This is a genomic window from Staphylospora marina, from assembly GCF_003856495.1.
Classification (GTDB): Bacteria; Bacillota; Bacilli; order Thermoactinomycetales; family Thermoactinomycetaceae; genus Staphylospora; species Staphylospora marina.
Genome location: NZ_CP034118.1, coordinates 2,146,002 through 2,160,689, shown reverse-complemented (window position 1 = coordinate 2,160,689; position 14,688 = coordinate 2,146,002). Strand labels below are relative to the sequence as shown.

General features: G+C 57.7%; 14 protein-coding genes. 13 read left to right on the top strand and 1 reads right to left on the bottom strand.

Annotation, left to right across the window (positions count from 1 at the left end):
* Positions 1–44 precede the first annotated feature (44 nt).
* Positions 45–449, top strand: coding sequence for a BrxA/BrxB family bacilliredoxin (locus tag EG886_RS10695; protein WP_124728762.1), 405 nt, complete (start codon positions 45–47; stop codon positions 447–449).
* Between the two features lie 217 nt (positions 450–666).
* A complete protein-coding gene (locus EG886_RS10690) occupies positions 667–1,647 on the top strand; it encodes a glycine-rich domain-containing protein (RefSeq protein ID WP_124728122.1) in 981 nt (326 codons plus the stop codon).
* Between the two features lie 72 nt (positions 1,648–1,719).
* Here EG886_RS10690 and EG886_RS10685 read toward each other — a convergent pair whose 3' ends face one another.
* On the bottom strand, positions 1,720–2,439 hold the full coding sequence (locus tag EG886_RS10685; protein ID WP_124728121.1) for an alpha/beta hydrolase: 720 nt from the start codon (positions 2,437–2,439) through the stop codon (positions 1,720–1,722).
* A 211-nt stretch (positions 2,440–2,650) separates the two neighbouring features.
* On the opposite strand from EG886_RS10685, the gene EG886_RS10680 reads away from it, so the two are divergent.
* From EG886_RS10680 to EG886_RS10630, 11 genes are all read left to right on the top strand, one after another.
* Positions 2,651–4,597 (top strand): AMP-binding protein, encoded by a 1,947-nt coding sequence (locus tag EG886_RS10680; protein ID WP_124728120.1) that lies wholly within the window; start codon positions 2,651–2,653, stop codon positions 4,595–4,597.
* Between the two features lie 288 nt (positions 4,598–4,885).
* Entirely contained in the window at positions 4,886–5,602 is a 717-nt protein-coding gene (locus EG886_RS10675) for a sigma-70 family RNA polymerase sigma factor (protein WP_164491797.1), read from the top strand.
* 42 nt (positions 5,603–5,644) lie between these two features.
* A complete protein-coding gene (locus EG886_RS10670) occupies positions 5,645–6,703 on the top strand; it encodes an anti-sigma factor domain-containing protein (RefSeq protein ID WP_164491796.1) in 1,059 nt (352 codons plus the stop codon).
* A gap of 85 nt (positions 6,704–6,788) precedes the next feature.
* On the top strand, positions 6,789–7,073 hold the full coding sequence (locus EG886_RS10665) for an AbrB/MazE/SpoVT family DNA-binding domain-containing protein (protein ID WP_124728117.1): 285 nt from the start codon (positions 6,789–6,791) through the stop codon (positions 7,071–7,073).
* Positions 7,074–7,285: 212 nt separating this feature from the next.
* On the top strand, positions 7,286–8,059 hold the full coding sequence (locus tag EG886_RS10660; protein WP_124728116.1) for an enoyl-CoA hydratase-related protein: 774 nt from the start codon (positions 7,286–7,288) through the stop codon (positions 8,057–8,059).
* A 34-nt stretch (positions 8,060–8,093) separates the two neighbouring features.
* Positions 8,094–8,888, top strand: a complete 795-nt coding sequence (locus tag EG886_RS10655; RefSeq protein WP_124728115.1) for an enoyl-CoA hydratase-related protein — start codon at positions 8,094–8,096, stop codon at positions 8,886–8,888.
* Between the two features lie 212 nt (positions 8,889–9,100).
* Positions 9,101–10,198, top strand: coding sequence for a Leu/Phe/Val dehydrogenase (locus EG886_RS10650; RefSeq protein WP_124728761.1), 1,098 nt, complete (start codon positions 9,101–9,103; stop codon positions 10,196–10,198).
* A 6-nt stretch (positions 10,199–10,204) separates the two neighbouring features.
* Positions 10,205–11,293 carry a pyruvate dehydrogenase (acetyl-transferring) E1 component subunit alpha gene (gene pdhA / locus EG886_RS10645; protein ID WP_124728114.1) on the top strand — a complete coding sequence of 363 codons (1,089 nt, stop codon included), beginning with the start codon at positions 10,205–10,207 and terminating at the stop codon, positions 11,291–11,293.
* Positions 11,290–12,267 carry an alpha-ketoacid dehydrogenase subunit beta gene (locus EG886_RS10640; RefSeq protein ID WP_124728113.1) on the top strand — a complete coding sequence of 326 codons (978 nt, stop codon included), beginning with the start codon at positions 11,290–11,292 and terminating at the stop codon, positions 12,265–12,267. Before pdhA ends, EG886_RS10640 begins: the two co-directional genes overlap by 4 nt.
* A gap of 18 nt (positions 12,268–12,285) precedes the next feature.
* Positions 12,286–13,575 (top strand): dihydrolipoamide acetyltransferase family protein, encoded by a 1,290-nt coding sequence (locus EG886_RS10635; RefSeq protein WP_124728112.1) that lies wholly within the window; start codon positions 12,286–12,288, stop codon positions 13,573–13,575.
* A gap of 230 nt (positions 13,576–13,805) precedes the next feature.
* A complete protein-coding gene (locus EG886_RS10630; RefSeq protein ID WP_164491795.1) occupies positions 13,806–14,648 on the top strand; it encodes an MBL fold metallo-hydrolase in 843 nt (280 codons plus the stop codon).
* Positions 14,649–14,688 lie beyond the last annotated feature (40 nt).

The window sequence follows — 14,688 nt, the reverse complement described above, 5'->3', positions numbered from 1 at the left end:
GGGATCGACCCGTGTCGCAAAACTTTTACATCCAACAGTTGCAAATGATGATCCAGCCGATGCGGGATGAGTTGACCCGTGCCGGTTTTGTTGAACTTCGCACCCCGGAAGAAGTGGATGAGGCGTTCCGCGAAATGAAAGGAACGGCGCTCGTCGTGGTCAATTCCGTATGCGGTTGCGCCGCCGGTCTGGCCCGTCCCGCCGCGGTCGAGTCGCTCAAACATCCGAAAAAGCCGGACCATCTTTACACCGTGTTTGCCGGCCAAGATCGCGAAGCGACCGCCCGCGCCCGGGAATATTTTGAAGGGGAGCCGCCGTCTTCCCCGTCTTACGCCCTGATGAAAGACGGCAAACTGGTGCACATGATCCACCGGCACGAGATCGAAAACGTGCCGCTTGAAGAAATCGTGGCCAACCTCACTTCCGCCTACGACAAGAATTGCGACTGAAGAGGCGGGACCGGGAATTACCCGTATTCCATGAACGGAGCCGGTGCCGCTCCCGCCGAGCCGTTTTCCGTCCCGGCATGCGCCCGGTCGGGCACGGTACCGGCGGTTCATGAGTCCCGCATTCGTCAATTTCACTCCCTGACGGCAGGGAGTTTTTTGTTCTCTCATCTGGCGATCGGAAGGTAGAATGAAAGTGTCACGGGAAAGGATGGGAGACATGGAGATTTTGGCGTTCATTCTCTTGATCCTGTTTATCGGCACGGCCATCGTCGTCAATGTGTTCGTCCGGTCGGGCAGGAAAAGCGAAAGAAACCGTCTGTATGTGTTGCCGGGGGCCGGATTTCAGGAACACGGGGATGCGGTGCGCGAAGACATGGAAAAGATGTTGTCCCACCTGGAAGCCGCCTTGGATGAAACGTATGTGGAACAGGTCAAGGAACGGGTGATCCGGAAATACCGGATGACGATGACGGAATGGGAGAATCGCTGGTTTGAATGGAAACGGTACTTGCTGATGACCGCGGTGTTGCCGTACGTTTCCATGTTCAGTGACGAAGTGGACGAAATCTGGCATGAAATGTTGATGTACACCCGGGAATACGAGCAATTTTCCCGCAAGTGGCTGTCGAAAATGTTGCACCATATTCCGCACGGACCGGGCGTGAAAGGGAGCCCGCAGCCCAGGGCATGGTTCGACGTGGTCTATGTGTTGTTGTTCCGTCCCACGCGATACAGTGAAATGACCTGGGGGCCGTTTTTGTATCACCGGTTGCCGAAGCAGATCGTGGAAGATTTCCGGACCCTGCCGGAGAAAGAGCTGGTGGAGAAATACTTCAACACGTATGCCGTGGAGAACGTTCCGGGAGCGGCGGGGGTGATCGATTGGATCGTTCGCACCCTGAAGGAATGGATTCGGGAAATCGGCAGTCATGTGGCCGCTCAGGGAAATGACGTCTCCTCGTTTCGTTCCAACCGTTCGCTGTGGAATGTGCCCCATCCCTCGCTGTGGATGGTGAAAGGCATCCTGTTTCTGTCCGCGTGGCATTCCGACCATTTCTTCGACGAAAAACATCAAGAGCTGTTCGGGAAGACTTCGCGGTCGGACTTTTTGAGGGATTTCGCTTTGGCCGAACCGGAAATCGGATTTTTGGCTTCGGAAGGAACCGTGGATTCCTCCGCCGGCAGAGGCGGGAATTGAGAAGGGAGACAAACCGTCACATCGAAAAAGCGCCGGATCTTCCGTCGAGGGAAGAGCGGCGCTTTTGCCGTTTCAGGCTCCGAAAAAGAAGCGGAGGGCGTCGGGAATGTCTCTCTGCCAAAATCCCCAGGTGTGATCCCCTGCCGCTTCCACGTAGCGGACCCGGGCGTTTTTCTTGCGCAACAAGTTGTGCACTTCGCGATTCCGGGCCACCAGATCCAGGGTGCCCATGTGCGTCTGTACCGCCGTCTCCTTCAGGCCCACCGACTGGTAGACGGTCAGGAGAGACAGGTCGGGGACGCCGGAGACGGCTTCGACGGTTTGCGGGAGGAACGCCCCGGATTGGGAGAGAACCCGGTCACAGATGTCCGGGCGACTCAGGGCGATGTGCAGGGAAACGGTGCCGCCCAGTGAAGAACCGCCGATTACCAGATCTTCCCGCCTTCGGCTGACCGGGAAGCGGCTGCGGAGCAGAGGCAGAAGTTCCTCCGTGACCATTTGCACGTGGCCGGCGTGTTCGGCACCCGCCGGAGAATATTGAGCGCTGCGCTTCGCTTTGATCACGGGCACGGCCGCCATGGCCAGGGGAATCACTTCTCCCCCGGCGATCAGCGACATCGCCTGCGTGACGATTCGTCCCAGGTTGAAGTAATCGGGACCGTCATGAAGCAAGAGAAGCGGGAGTTCCCGTTCGGGGTGTTCATCCGGCAGGAATACGAGAATTTCCTTTGTTTCTCCGAGGAACCGGCTGTGGAGGAGTTCTTTTTTGATGATTCGTTTGGGCTGCGTCATGACCGGCCACTCCTTTCCCTGATTATGATACCCCAGACTTCCCCGCTTTGCCGAAAAAATTCTCCGACGGCTTCCCCGGTTGGTCGCCCGCAAAGGAACGAGGAATCACCGGATTGCGGATGAAATCCTCCCGGGACAGATTTTGACTCAATGTTAATAATAGATTTAATATAGTGAGAGGTAATGATATTCAAAAATGGAGTGATCGTGCATGAGCCAACCCGTCTGGTTTCCCAGTCCCGAAGAGATGCGGCAAACGAGAATGTACCGGTTCATGAAAAAATTGGGCTTTGACGATTACGACGCATTTTATGAAGCATCCGTCCGGGATGTGGGCTGGTTCTGGGATGAAGTGGTGAAGGATTTGGGGCTTCGGTGGACCCGTCCGTACACCCGGGTGATGGATGACTCCAAGGGAATCGCCTGGACCCGTTGGTTCGTGGACGGGCGAATGAACCTCACGGAAAACGCCTTGGACCGTTTTGTCGACGATCCCGCGTCGAGGCACCGTCTCGCCCTGATTTGGGAAGGGGATGACGGGGAGGCAAGAACGTACACGTACAGGGATTTGTGGAGACAAGTGAATGCCGCGGCAAACGGTCTGCGCCAATTGGGCATTCGTCCCGGAGACCGGGTGGCGATTTATTTGCCGATGATCCCGGAAAATGTGATTGCCATGCTTGCCGTGGCCCGGATCGGAGCGATCTTCACGCCTTGTTTTTCGGGATACGGAGCTGAGGCCGTGGCGGCGAGGGTTCAAGGATGCGAAGCCCGGTTGCTGATCACCGCGGACGGATTTTTGCGCCGGGGCAAAGTGGTGCGCATGAAAGAGGAAGCCGATCGGGCGGCCGATTTGTCTCCTTCGGTGGAGAAGGTCGTGGTCGTGCGGAGACTCGGCCGCGATTGTCCGTGGAACGACGGCCGGGACGTCGACTGGAATGATCTGACCACGGAAATGAAAGCGCTTCAACCTCATGACACGGATGCGTCGGATCCGTTCATGCTCATTTACACTTCCGGCACGACGGGCAAACCGAAGGGAACCGTTCACGTTCACGCCGGTTTCCCGGTGAAAGCCGTGTTTGACGCCGCTTACGGATTTGACGTGGGTCCCGGAGACATTTTGTTCTGGGTGACGGACATGGGCTGGATGATGGGGCCGTGGATGGTGTTCGGCGCGCTTCTTTCCGGCGCCACCATGCTGGTGTATGAAGGAACCCCGGATTGGCCGGCTCCCGATCGCCTGTGGAAACTGGTGGAGACATACGGGGTGAGCCATCTCGGCATTTCCCCCACGTTGGTCCGGGCGCTGATGAAGCACGGAGAGTCCTGGGTCCAAGGACATGACCTTTCCAGCCTGCGCGTGTTCGGCTCCACCGGCGAGCCGTGGAACCCCGAACCTTGGCACTGGTTGTTCGAACATGTCGGACAAAAGCGGATTCCGATTTACAACTATTCGGGCGGAACGGAAATTTCCGGCGGGATTTTGGGGGGCAATCTGCTGAAGCCGGCCGTTCCTTGCGGATTCAGCGGCCCGCTTCCCGGAATGGATGCCGACGTGGTGGACGAAACCGGAGCGCCGGTACGCGGGCAAGTGGGCGAGCTCGTTTTGAGAAAACCCTGGGTGGGAATGACCAACGGGTTCTGGCAGGACCCCGACAGGTATTTGGACACATACTGGAGCCGTTTTCAGGATGTGTGGGTTCACGGAGACTGGGTCCTGGTCGATGATCACGGAAACTGGTTCATCACGGGGCGCTCCGATGACACCCTGAAAATCGCCGGCAAGCGACTGGGACCGGCGGAGATGGAATCGGTGTTGGTGGATCATCCGTCCGTGACGGAAGCGGCCACCATCGGAATTCCGGATCGTGACAAAGGAGAAGCCGCCGTTTGCTTCGTGACCCTGAGAGGGGATGTTTCCGATCCGGCCGCCCTCGAAGCGGAATTGATCAACTTTGTGGCCGCCAAAATGGGGAAAGCGTTGAAACCGAAACGGGTTCACGCCGTGCCGGAGCTTCCCAAAACCCGAAACGGGAAAATTTTGCGCCGGGTGATCCGCGCCGCTTATCTCGGGGAAGCGGAGGGGGATCTTTCCTCCCTGGAAAATCCCGAAGCGGTGCAAAAAGTCCGGGAGTTGGGCAAAAACAACAAATGAGTCCGGCGGTTCGTCCGGACCGCTCCACCGGAAAGCCGGGGCTGTTTCCCGTTCATCTTCAAGCGCGCAAGTGCTTGCGAAGCGGGGGACGGCCCCGGCTGTGTTTCGGGCATTTCAATTGGATCCATACCGGTCGGATTGTGTTCAGAAAAAGAAATTTTTTTGGAAGAAGTACGCATTTCACCGGTGCATTCGCTTCCAAACGTGATAAAATGGTCTTTGTTCGAGATGGGACAAAAAACGGAGGAAAGGTGCGAATACATACATAGGGAGAGGTGTCGGTATTGCATGTTTTTCCGGCGAACCGTTTCGGGATGGGAAGCACGAGTGCTCGCGGTGCAGAAATCCGGCTCTCCTGAAGAGAGAGACGCGCTGTTGCGCGATTTGGAACCTGAGGTCAGACGGATTGCTTCCAAAGTCTGCAAGAGGGTGATCTCACCGCAGGATGATGAATATGCCGTCGCATACCGGGGAATGAACGAAGCCATTGACCGTTTCAGCAAGGATCACGGGGTATCCTTTCGGTCCTTTGCGGAAAAGGTGCTCAGGGGAAGACTGGTGGACTATTTCCGTCAGGAACAGAAACACCACCGGCTGGTTCCATGGCATTCCCCTCATTCGGAAAATGAAGACATGACCCGTCCCGAAATCGTGGAAATGTCTTTTGAAACACATCGGAAACAGGAAGAAACCGCCATGTGCCGGCATGAAATCCAGGTTTTTGTGGAGAGGTTGGCACAGTACGGGATCTCTTTGGAAGAATTGGTGAAGAAAAAACCGAAGCACCGGGACACGCGGGAGAACCTGCTGAATGCGGCGCGCTTTCTGGTTTCCGATCGGACGCTTCTGAGCAGGTTTTACACTCAGAAAAAGCCGGACAAGGAAGTGGCGGAAGCACTCGGAATGCATCGGAGAACCTTGAGTCGCCATCGCTCCTATCTGATTGCGCTCACCATTGTGGTGATTGAAGATTTGACCATGATCCGCGGTTACATCGGTTTGTGACCGCGGTTCCCTGATTTCACGGACAGAGAGGAGGGAAAAATGATGAAACGCGGATTGATTTTGGAAGTGCAGAAAAAGCACTGGATCGTGTTGACACCGGACGGTGACTTTGTGAAAGTACGACGAACGAATCTCCAGGCGGAGGCGGGAGAAGAAGTGTTTTTCCATGAGGAGCGGAAAAGGTTCGCGGGCCGTTCCTGGCTGGCATCACTTTCCGCTGCTGCGGCCGCCGTTCTGGGGATCTTTTTTGTTTATCCCTTGTTTGACGCCAGTCCGGCCGAGGCCGAAACATATATATACCTTGACATGAATCCCAGTTTGGCCATCGGGATTGACGGGAAACGTCACGTGGTGGATGTGAAGCCTCTCAACAAATCGGCGAATGATTTGATTGAAAGCGCGAAATGGCAAGGAGAAGACGCCGGTGAATTTGTGGCGGACATGATCGATGCGGCCCGCGACAAAGGGATGGTTCAACAGCGTGACCGGATCGTTCTTTCCGGTTTCTCCGATCCCAAGGCGGAGAAGACGCTTAAGGAAATCAAGGAAGAAGTTTCCCACGATCTCAAAAAGAAACAAGCCGAGCAAGTCGAACTGAAGGTGTTGACCATCCCGGAGAAGGTTCGGAAAAACGTGGAACAGACCGGTCTTTCCCCCGCGAAATACGCCGCTCTTTTGGTGGCGAACAGGGAAGGCAACGATCTGACTCCCGACAAGCTGGAGGAAGCCTCCATCAACGAATTGGCCGAATCCATCCAGCCGGTGTCCAAACTGCTGGAGCAGCCTCCGACAGAGACGGAATGGGATGAGATGATCCAGACGATGCCGGAACCGAAGCCGGTCACGACGGAGGGGTCCGATCCCGGGGTGACCGGAGGAGGTCGTTCGGGAACAGAACCGGCGACAACGCCGGCTTCGGGAGAATCTTCCGGTACAAGCGGTCCGCCGACGAACGAGCAACCGCATCCTCCCGCGGGCGTACCGAACGGGGATCCCGGTCCAAAGCCGGCGGTGGAACAGCCGGGAACCCAATCCGGTGAACCTCAACCGAATGCACCCGCCACGGAAAGTTCCGGATCTTCGTCGCCCGCCGAAAAGTAGGGGCACCCGAATCCCGTCCTGATCATGGTCGGTTCGCCGCCCGCAAAAAAACCTCTCCCGAGCAGTCAAAGAGAGGAGTCGTGGGATGAAGGGCATCGGCATTGTCAGGAAAGTGGACCATTTGGGACGGATTGTCCTGCCCAAGGAACTCAGGGACGCACTTCGGATTCATCCGCACGACGGCGTGGAAATTCTCGTGGACAACGATTCCATCATTCTGCAGAAATACCTGCCCCGGTGCGTGATTTGCGAAGCCGGTCAAGATCGCCAACTCTATTCCTTCAAAAACAAGATCATCTGCGAAACCTGTGTGGAAGACACCGCGAGAGTGGTTCTGAGCAGAGGGCAGGAACCGTATTCGGATCGTTGAATCGGCAGGGATTCAGTCGCTTTCCTTGTTCGGAAAAAAGGGGAGGGACTGGATCCTTTTTTTGTTTTGTCCCTTTCGCACTTTGATGCTTTCAAGCAAAGAACTGACAAACAACCGCTTGTTTGGTAAAATGAAGGCAGTTCATCTGAATAAATTCATTTTTTTTTAAAGTATGGTATGTAAACGCTTTCTCCCGGGGAGGAGATGTTGGAATGAGTGAACCGCTGCTGCTGGTGGAGAGACGCGAAGCGGTGGGCCTGATCCGGCTGAACCGGCCGCGTGTTCTCAATGCGCTGAATACCACCCTTGTCCGTGAACTGGCCGACGTGATGGAGGAGATGGACAGGGATGACGAGATTCGCGTGATTGTTCTGACCGGGAATGAAAAGGCTTTCGCCGCCGGTGCGGACATTCAGGAAATGGCGGAAACGACGCCGGTACAGTTTGTCGTCAAGCAATTCTTCGCGGATTGGGAGCGCATTCGCCGCATTGCCAAACCGATCATTGCCTCGGTTTCGGGGTATGCTCTTGGCGGAGGCAATGAGCTGGCCATGTGCTGTGACATGATCGTCGCTTCGGAAACGGCGCGTTTCGGCCAACCGGAAATCAATCTCGGCGTGATCCCCGGAGCGGGAGGAACCCAGCGTCTCACCAAAGCCGTCGGAAAGATGAAAGCCATGGAACTGATCCTGACCGGCCGGATGATGTCGGCTCAGGAAGCTTTCGAGTTGGGGCTTGTCAACCGGGTGGTACCGCAGGACAAGCTGGAGGAAGAAACCATGGCGCTCGCCGGGGAAATCGCCTCCAAACCGCCGATCGCCGTCCGACTGGGCAAGCAGGCCGTTCTGAAGGCGCTGGATTTGACGCTCGAGCACGGTCTCCATTTCGAACAAAATGCCTTTTTCATGCTGTTCTCGTCGGAAGATCAACGCGAGGGCATGAAAGCGTTCGTTGAGAAGAGAAAACCGGAATTCAAGGGAAAATAACCCGTACGGGATCCCGGTACTGGAGGGGAAGCGAATGAGCGAAAAGACCGTGATTCTGGAACGCGTGGACGGTGTCGGCATCATCCGGCTGAATCGCCCGCGCGTGTACAATGCCGTCAATGATCAAATGGGCCATGAACTGCTCCAAACGTTGCGACAAGTGCGACAGGATCCGGAAATCAGGGCCGTGGTCCTGACGGGAGAAGGAAAGGCGTTTTGCTCCGGACAGGACCTCAATGACCGGAGCACCGTGCGCGAAAAAGGGGAAACCTTTTCGCTCGGGGAAAGCGTCCGGAATCGTTACAACCCGATCATTCGTGAAATCGCCGGAATGGAAAAACCGGTGATCGCCGCGGTGAACGGAGTGGCCGCAGGGGCCGGAGCCAGCATGGCGTTTGCCTGCGACTTCCGGTTCATCGTTCCGGAAACGCGGTTCATTCAAGCTTTCGTGCGGATCGGTCTGGTGCCGGACAGCGGATCCAGTTATTTCCTCCCGAAATTGGTCGGCCTCGGGCGGGCACTCGAGATTGCCATGACCGGTCGGGACGTCGGTGCGGAAGAAGCCGTCTCCATCGGTTTGGCCAATCGGGTGATTCCCGGGGAACAACTGATGGATGAAACACTGGAATTCGCCAAAAAGCTGGCGGAAGGCCCCACCGTGGCCCTTGGCTTGATCAAGAAAGCCATGTACCGGGGAGCCGAAGCGTCCCTGGAAGAAATCCTGGAGATGGAAGCCGAGTTCCAGGAACAGGCGGGCCGTACGGAAGATTATCTGGAAGGCGTCCGTGCGTTCACGGAAAAACGGAAACCGGTTTATCGGGGCAGATGACGCGCGAAAGTTCCCGGTCATAGAATGCATCAAGCATTTCGCATCGTCGACGTCTGTGGCGGGGGACGCGTCCGGAGCCGTTTCCCCGCCTTCCCTGTGCAGGGGGAATGTTTCCGGCTGGACCGGAAAGGATTCAAGTTGACTATGTAATGGGGATGATGCTCATGGAAAGCGTGAAAGAACAACGCCGGATGGATGAAAAAGAGCGGGAAATGCCGGTGATGCGTGACATTTTCGCCTTGATGGAGAAGTACGGACATGAACAGGTGGTCTTTTGCCGCCATGAGGGAACCGGACTGAAAGCCATCATCGGCATCCATGACACCACCATGGGACCGGCGCTCGGCGGATGCCGGATGATTCCGTACGAATCGACGGATGAAGCGCTGGAAGACGTGCTTCGGCTTTCGCGGGGCATGACGTTCAAATGCGGCGTGGCCGATGTCGATTTCGGCGGAGGAAAAATGGTGATCATCGGAGATCCCGTCAGTGACAAATCACCGGAGATGTTCCGGGCCATCGGCCGGTTCGTGGGAGGTCTCGGCGGCCGGTTTTTCACCGGGACGGACATGGGAACGATGCCGGAAGACTTCGTGCACGCCAAGCGGGAGTCCAACCATTTCGTCGGATTGCCGAAGGAACACGGCGGAAGCGGTGACACCTCGATTCCGACCGCACTCGGCGTGTTGCAGGGCATGCGGGCAACCGCCAAGTTCCTGTGGGGCACCGAAAGCCTGGAAGGGCGTGTGGTGTCCATCCAGGGAGTGGGCAAAGTGGGCGGGCGCCTGTTGGATCTCCTGATGGAAGAAGGAGCCCGGGCCGTCATCGCCGACATCAATGAAGAGAGAGTTCACCAGCTGAAAGAGAAATACGGCGATCGGGTGGAGCTGTCCACGGTGACCGACATTCACCGGGTGGAAGTGGACATCTTCTCTCCGTGTGCCCGCGGCGGCGTGGTCAATGACACGTCCATCGATGAATTGCGGTGCCAGGCCATTGTCGGGTCCGCCAACAACCAGCTGCAGGAAGACCGTCACGGTGACGAGCTGCATGAACGGGGCATTTTGTATGCACCGGACTATCTGGTGAATGCCGGTGGCCTCATTCAGGTGGCCGACGAACTGGAAGGCTACAACGAGGAACGGGTGCTGGCCAAGACCCGGGCCATCTACGAGATGTTGCTGCAAATCTACGAGCGTTCCAGACAGGAAAACATCGGAACCCATCGTGCGGCCGACCGCCTGGTGTTGGAACGCTTGGAAAAAGTGGCGGACATTCGCCGCATCATGTTGGGGTGGAATGGGAGGTAACCGGAAGTGAAGTTGGAGCAATTGGAAAGAGAGACCGCTTGGGTCCGCCACTTGTCTCCGGAAGGTGAACTGACGGAACAAGGACGGAAATTCTGGGACAGTCTCTCCGTGGAAAGAAAAAAAGATTTCTATCGCTGGATGAGCTACATCCGGATGTTTGATCGCCGTTCCGTCATTCTCCAGCGGCAGGGACGCATCGGGACGTACGCACCGCTGGAAGGGCAGGAAGCGGCCCAGGTGGGGAGCGCGCTCGCTCTCGGCAAGGAAGACTGGATTTTCCCGTCTTACCGGGAGCACGGCGTCGCGATGATCGCCGGCATGCCGCTTCCGCAGATTTTCCTGTACTGGATGGGACGGGTGGAAGGCTGCAAACCTCCGGAAGGAGTCCGGTTGTTGCCGCCTTCGGTGCCGATCGCCACGCAAATTCCGCATGCCGTGGGGGCTGCGTGGGCGTCCAAACTGAAGAAGGAACGTTCCGTTGCCGTGGCTTATTTCGGTGACGGCGCCACCTCGGAAGGCGATTTTCATGAAGCCTGCAACTTTGCCGGGGTGTTCAAGGTGCCGGCCATTTTGTTCTGCCAGAACAACGGATATGCGATCAGCGTGCCGTTTTCGCGCCAGTCCGCTTCCGAAACCGTGGCGCAAAAAGCCGCCGCGTACAATTTCCCCGGAATCCGGGTGGACGGGAATGACGTGCTCGCCGTGTATGACGTGATGACGCAGGCGGTGGAGCGTGCGCGCGCAGGACAAGGTCCGACGCTGATCGAAGCCGTCACGTACCGGAAAGGGAACCACACCACGGCGGATGATGCCACCCGCTACCGTCCGGAACAAGAAGTCACGGAATGGGTGGAGCGCCGTGATCCGCTGGAGCGTTACGTGAAGCTGATGAAAGCGGAAGGGCTCCTCACGGATGAGGAAATGGCAGAATGGGAAGAAGAATGCAAAGAGCGCGTCGACCGGGGCATCCGGGAAGCCGAGGCCTCCGTTCCCGCACCGCCGCCGCATTTGTTCGCCCATGTGTACGCCGAGCCGGGCGCCAATGAACTGCGGCAAATCAAGGAGCTGGAAGAGATGGGGGGAAGCGGCAAATGAAGAAGTTGACGATGGTGCAAGCAATCTCCGACGCCCTCCGGACCGCTCTGGCCACTGATCCGACCGTGGTTGTACTGGGAGAGGATGTCGGCAAAAACGGCGGCGTGTTCCGGGCGACGGAAGGATTGTGGCAGGAATTCGGGGATGAACGGGTGATCGATACACCGCTGGCGGAAGCCGGCATCATCGGCACTTCGATCGGCATGGCGGTCAACGGACTGAAGCCGGTGCCGGAAATCCAGTTCATGGGCTTCATCTATCCCGCATTCGAACAAATCGTGACCCATGCGGCCCGTCTCCGGACGCGGACACAGGGAGCTTTTCCGGCCACCCTCACGATTCGCGCCCCGTACGGAGGCGGCATTCGGGCTCCCGAACTTCATTGCGATTCGACCGAGAGCCTGTTTGTTCACATTCCCGGTCTGAAAGTGGTGACGCCGTCCACGCCGTATGATGCAAAAGGCCTCTTGTTGGCGGCCATCAAGGATCCGGATCCGGTCATTTTCCTCGAACCCATGAAGCTTTATCGGTCCGTCAAACAGGAGGTGCCCGACGGTTGGTACGAAGTGCCGATCGGAAAGGCACGCAAAGTCCGCGACGGGGAAGACGTGACCCTGATCGCGTGGGGCACGATGGTTCCGGTGGCGGAAGCGGCGGCCAACGAATGGGCGGCCAAAGGAGTCAGCTGCGATGTCCTGGATCTGCGTTCCCTGTATCCGCTCGACGAAGAAGCCATCATCGAATCGGTGAAGAAAACGGGGAGGGTGGTCATCGTTCACGAAGCGCCGAAAACGGCAGGTCTGGCCGGTGAGCTGACCGCGCTGATCAATGAACACGCGTTCCTGTATCTGGAGGCGCCGATCACCCGCGTGACGGGCTATGACGCTCCGGTGCCGATGTATGCGCTGGAAGACTGGTTCCGTCCGGACGCAAAACGTGTGTCCAAAGCGATTCAACAGGTGGTTTCGTTCTAGAGGAGGGAGGACGGGAACATGGCAGTGGAATTTCGTTTGCCCGATGTCGGCGAGGGTGTTCACGAGGCGGAAGTGGTTCGTTGGCTCGTCGCCGAGGGCGATCAAGTGGAAGAAAACCAACCGGTGATCGAGGTGCAGACGGACAAGGCCGTGGTGGAGTTGCCCACTCCGGCCGCCGGGCGGATCGCCGGCATGAAGTGGAAAGAAGGAGACATCGTTCCGGTCGGGGAGATTTTGTTTGTCATTGAAGGAGAGGGTGCCGCAACCGCCGCACCCGTCGCGGAGCAGCCCCGGCCCCGGGAACAAGCGCCTGAACAAACCGCCGTGCAAACCGGTCCGGAACCGGAAGCCGCGGCTCCGGCCGCTCAGGCATCCGGCCGCAAAAGAGTGCTCGCCGCTCCGTCGACCCGGCGATTGGCACGGGAATTGGGCGTGGACATCCGGCAGGTGCAGGGAACCGGCAGCGGAGGCCGGGTGACGGATGAGGATGTCCGCCGTCATGCCGAACGGATGAAGGGAGGCGACCCTGCGGAAATATCCTTGCCGACCGTTTCTTCCGCACCGCCCATCACCGCCGAGGTTCCGGTGATCGGAACGGGTGAAGTGACGGAAACGCCGCTTTCCCCGATCCGCAAGGTGATTGCGGAGCGCCTGCTCTGGTCGGTCACCCGCAAGCCGCATGCCACTCACTTTGACGAGCTCCCCGTGGAAGGGCTGGTCGAGTGGCGAAAACGGCGGGTACAGGAATGCAAACAGGATCCGTCGGCTCCGAAGCTGACGTACATGGCGATCCTGGCCAAACTGGTGGCGGCCACCATCAAGCATCATCCGCACTTCAATGCGCATTATGACGCAGAGAAACAAGTGGTGCGCACGTTCCCGTCCATTTCACTCGGGATTGCCACCGATACCCCCCGGGGCCTGCTGGTACCGGTCATCCACCGGGCGGAGAGCAAGACGATCGATCAGATTGCCTGTGAGCTGAACGAATTGACCGTGCTGGCGAGAGAAGGAAAGCTGGGACCGGATCGCCTGAAGGGCAGCACGTTCACCATCAGCAATGCCGGCTCGCTCGGCGGAAAATGGGCCACCCCGATCATCAATCCGCCGGAAGTGGCCATTCTGGCGATCCATCCGATCGAACAGAAACCGGTGGTGGTGAACGGAGAACTGACCGTCGGCTGGCGCATGAACGTTTCGCTCAGCTTTGACCACAGCGTGATCGACGGGGCGGATGCCATCCGCTTTACCAAAACGCTGGCAAGCTACACGGCCGATCCCGGAAGACTGCTCCGGGAAATGATCTGAAACGGATTCAAAGCCACGCAGCGGTCGGAACATCGATGACGACCAAAGGGATTCAGGCATGCTTCTGAAAAGAGGCGCTTGAATCCCTTTTTGGCGTTGCCCGGGATGGTTCGTGGGGCGGCGCGGATGTGTGCCCGCTTGTGGAGAAATTCATGTCCATCAACCTCTGTTCCTGATACAATATGAATGAATATTCAGGGAAAAGAGATGGGCGAGGTGGATCCATCATCATGTTTCGAAAAGTGAGCGTTCGTCCCGGGAATTTCGGGGGAAGCGTGCGGGTGTACGGAGGGGTGATTCGTCTTCCGGGACGGAACATGCGTTTTTTCTGTTATCTGGTGGACGGCTTGCTGATCGATGCGGGACCGGTCCATGCGAGGAAGGAGCTGATGAATCTCCTCTCCCGCACACCTCCGGAGTCCGTGACCGTCACCCATCATCACGAGGATCACACGGGAAATGCGGCATACTTTGCAAAGACATGGGACATCCCTTTGTATTTTCCGGAGCGGACCCGGGAGCTGTTGCAGACGTTGGACATGCCATTGTACCGGAGGTTGGTGTGGGGGGACATTCGTGATCCGGTTCCCACGGCGGAGATTCCCGGAGACCGGCTCGCCACTCCCCGAGGCGGAACGCTGCGCGTCATCGCCACTCCGGGCCATGCGGATGATCACGTCTGTTATCTGGATGAGGAGCGGGGCTGGCTGTTCGCCGGGGATTTGTTCGTGTCGGACAGGATGATCACGGGGTTCCGCTTCGAGTCGGTGCCGGCGATCATCCGGTCCCTGGATGTCGTGCTGAATTTCCCGTTTGATACGGTGTTTTGCGGTCACGCCGGCGTGGTGAAAGACGGAAAAGCCGCTTTGAAAAGAAAAAGGGAGTGGCTGGCCGGGTTTTCGGCGGACGTACATGAACTCGCCCGTCAAGGTTTGGGGATCCGGGAAATCACCCGCCGCCTTCTTCCGACTGACCGGTGGATTTCCTTTTTGTCCGGCGGAGAAATGTCTCCGGTGCATCTGGTTCAATCGGTGCTTGCGGATCAATGGGAGCAAGACGGCCTCCGGAAATGAAAGCTCTCCGGTTCTGTCGGGAGAAGAAGCCCGCCGAAGC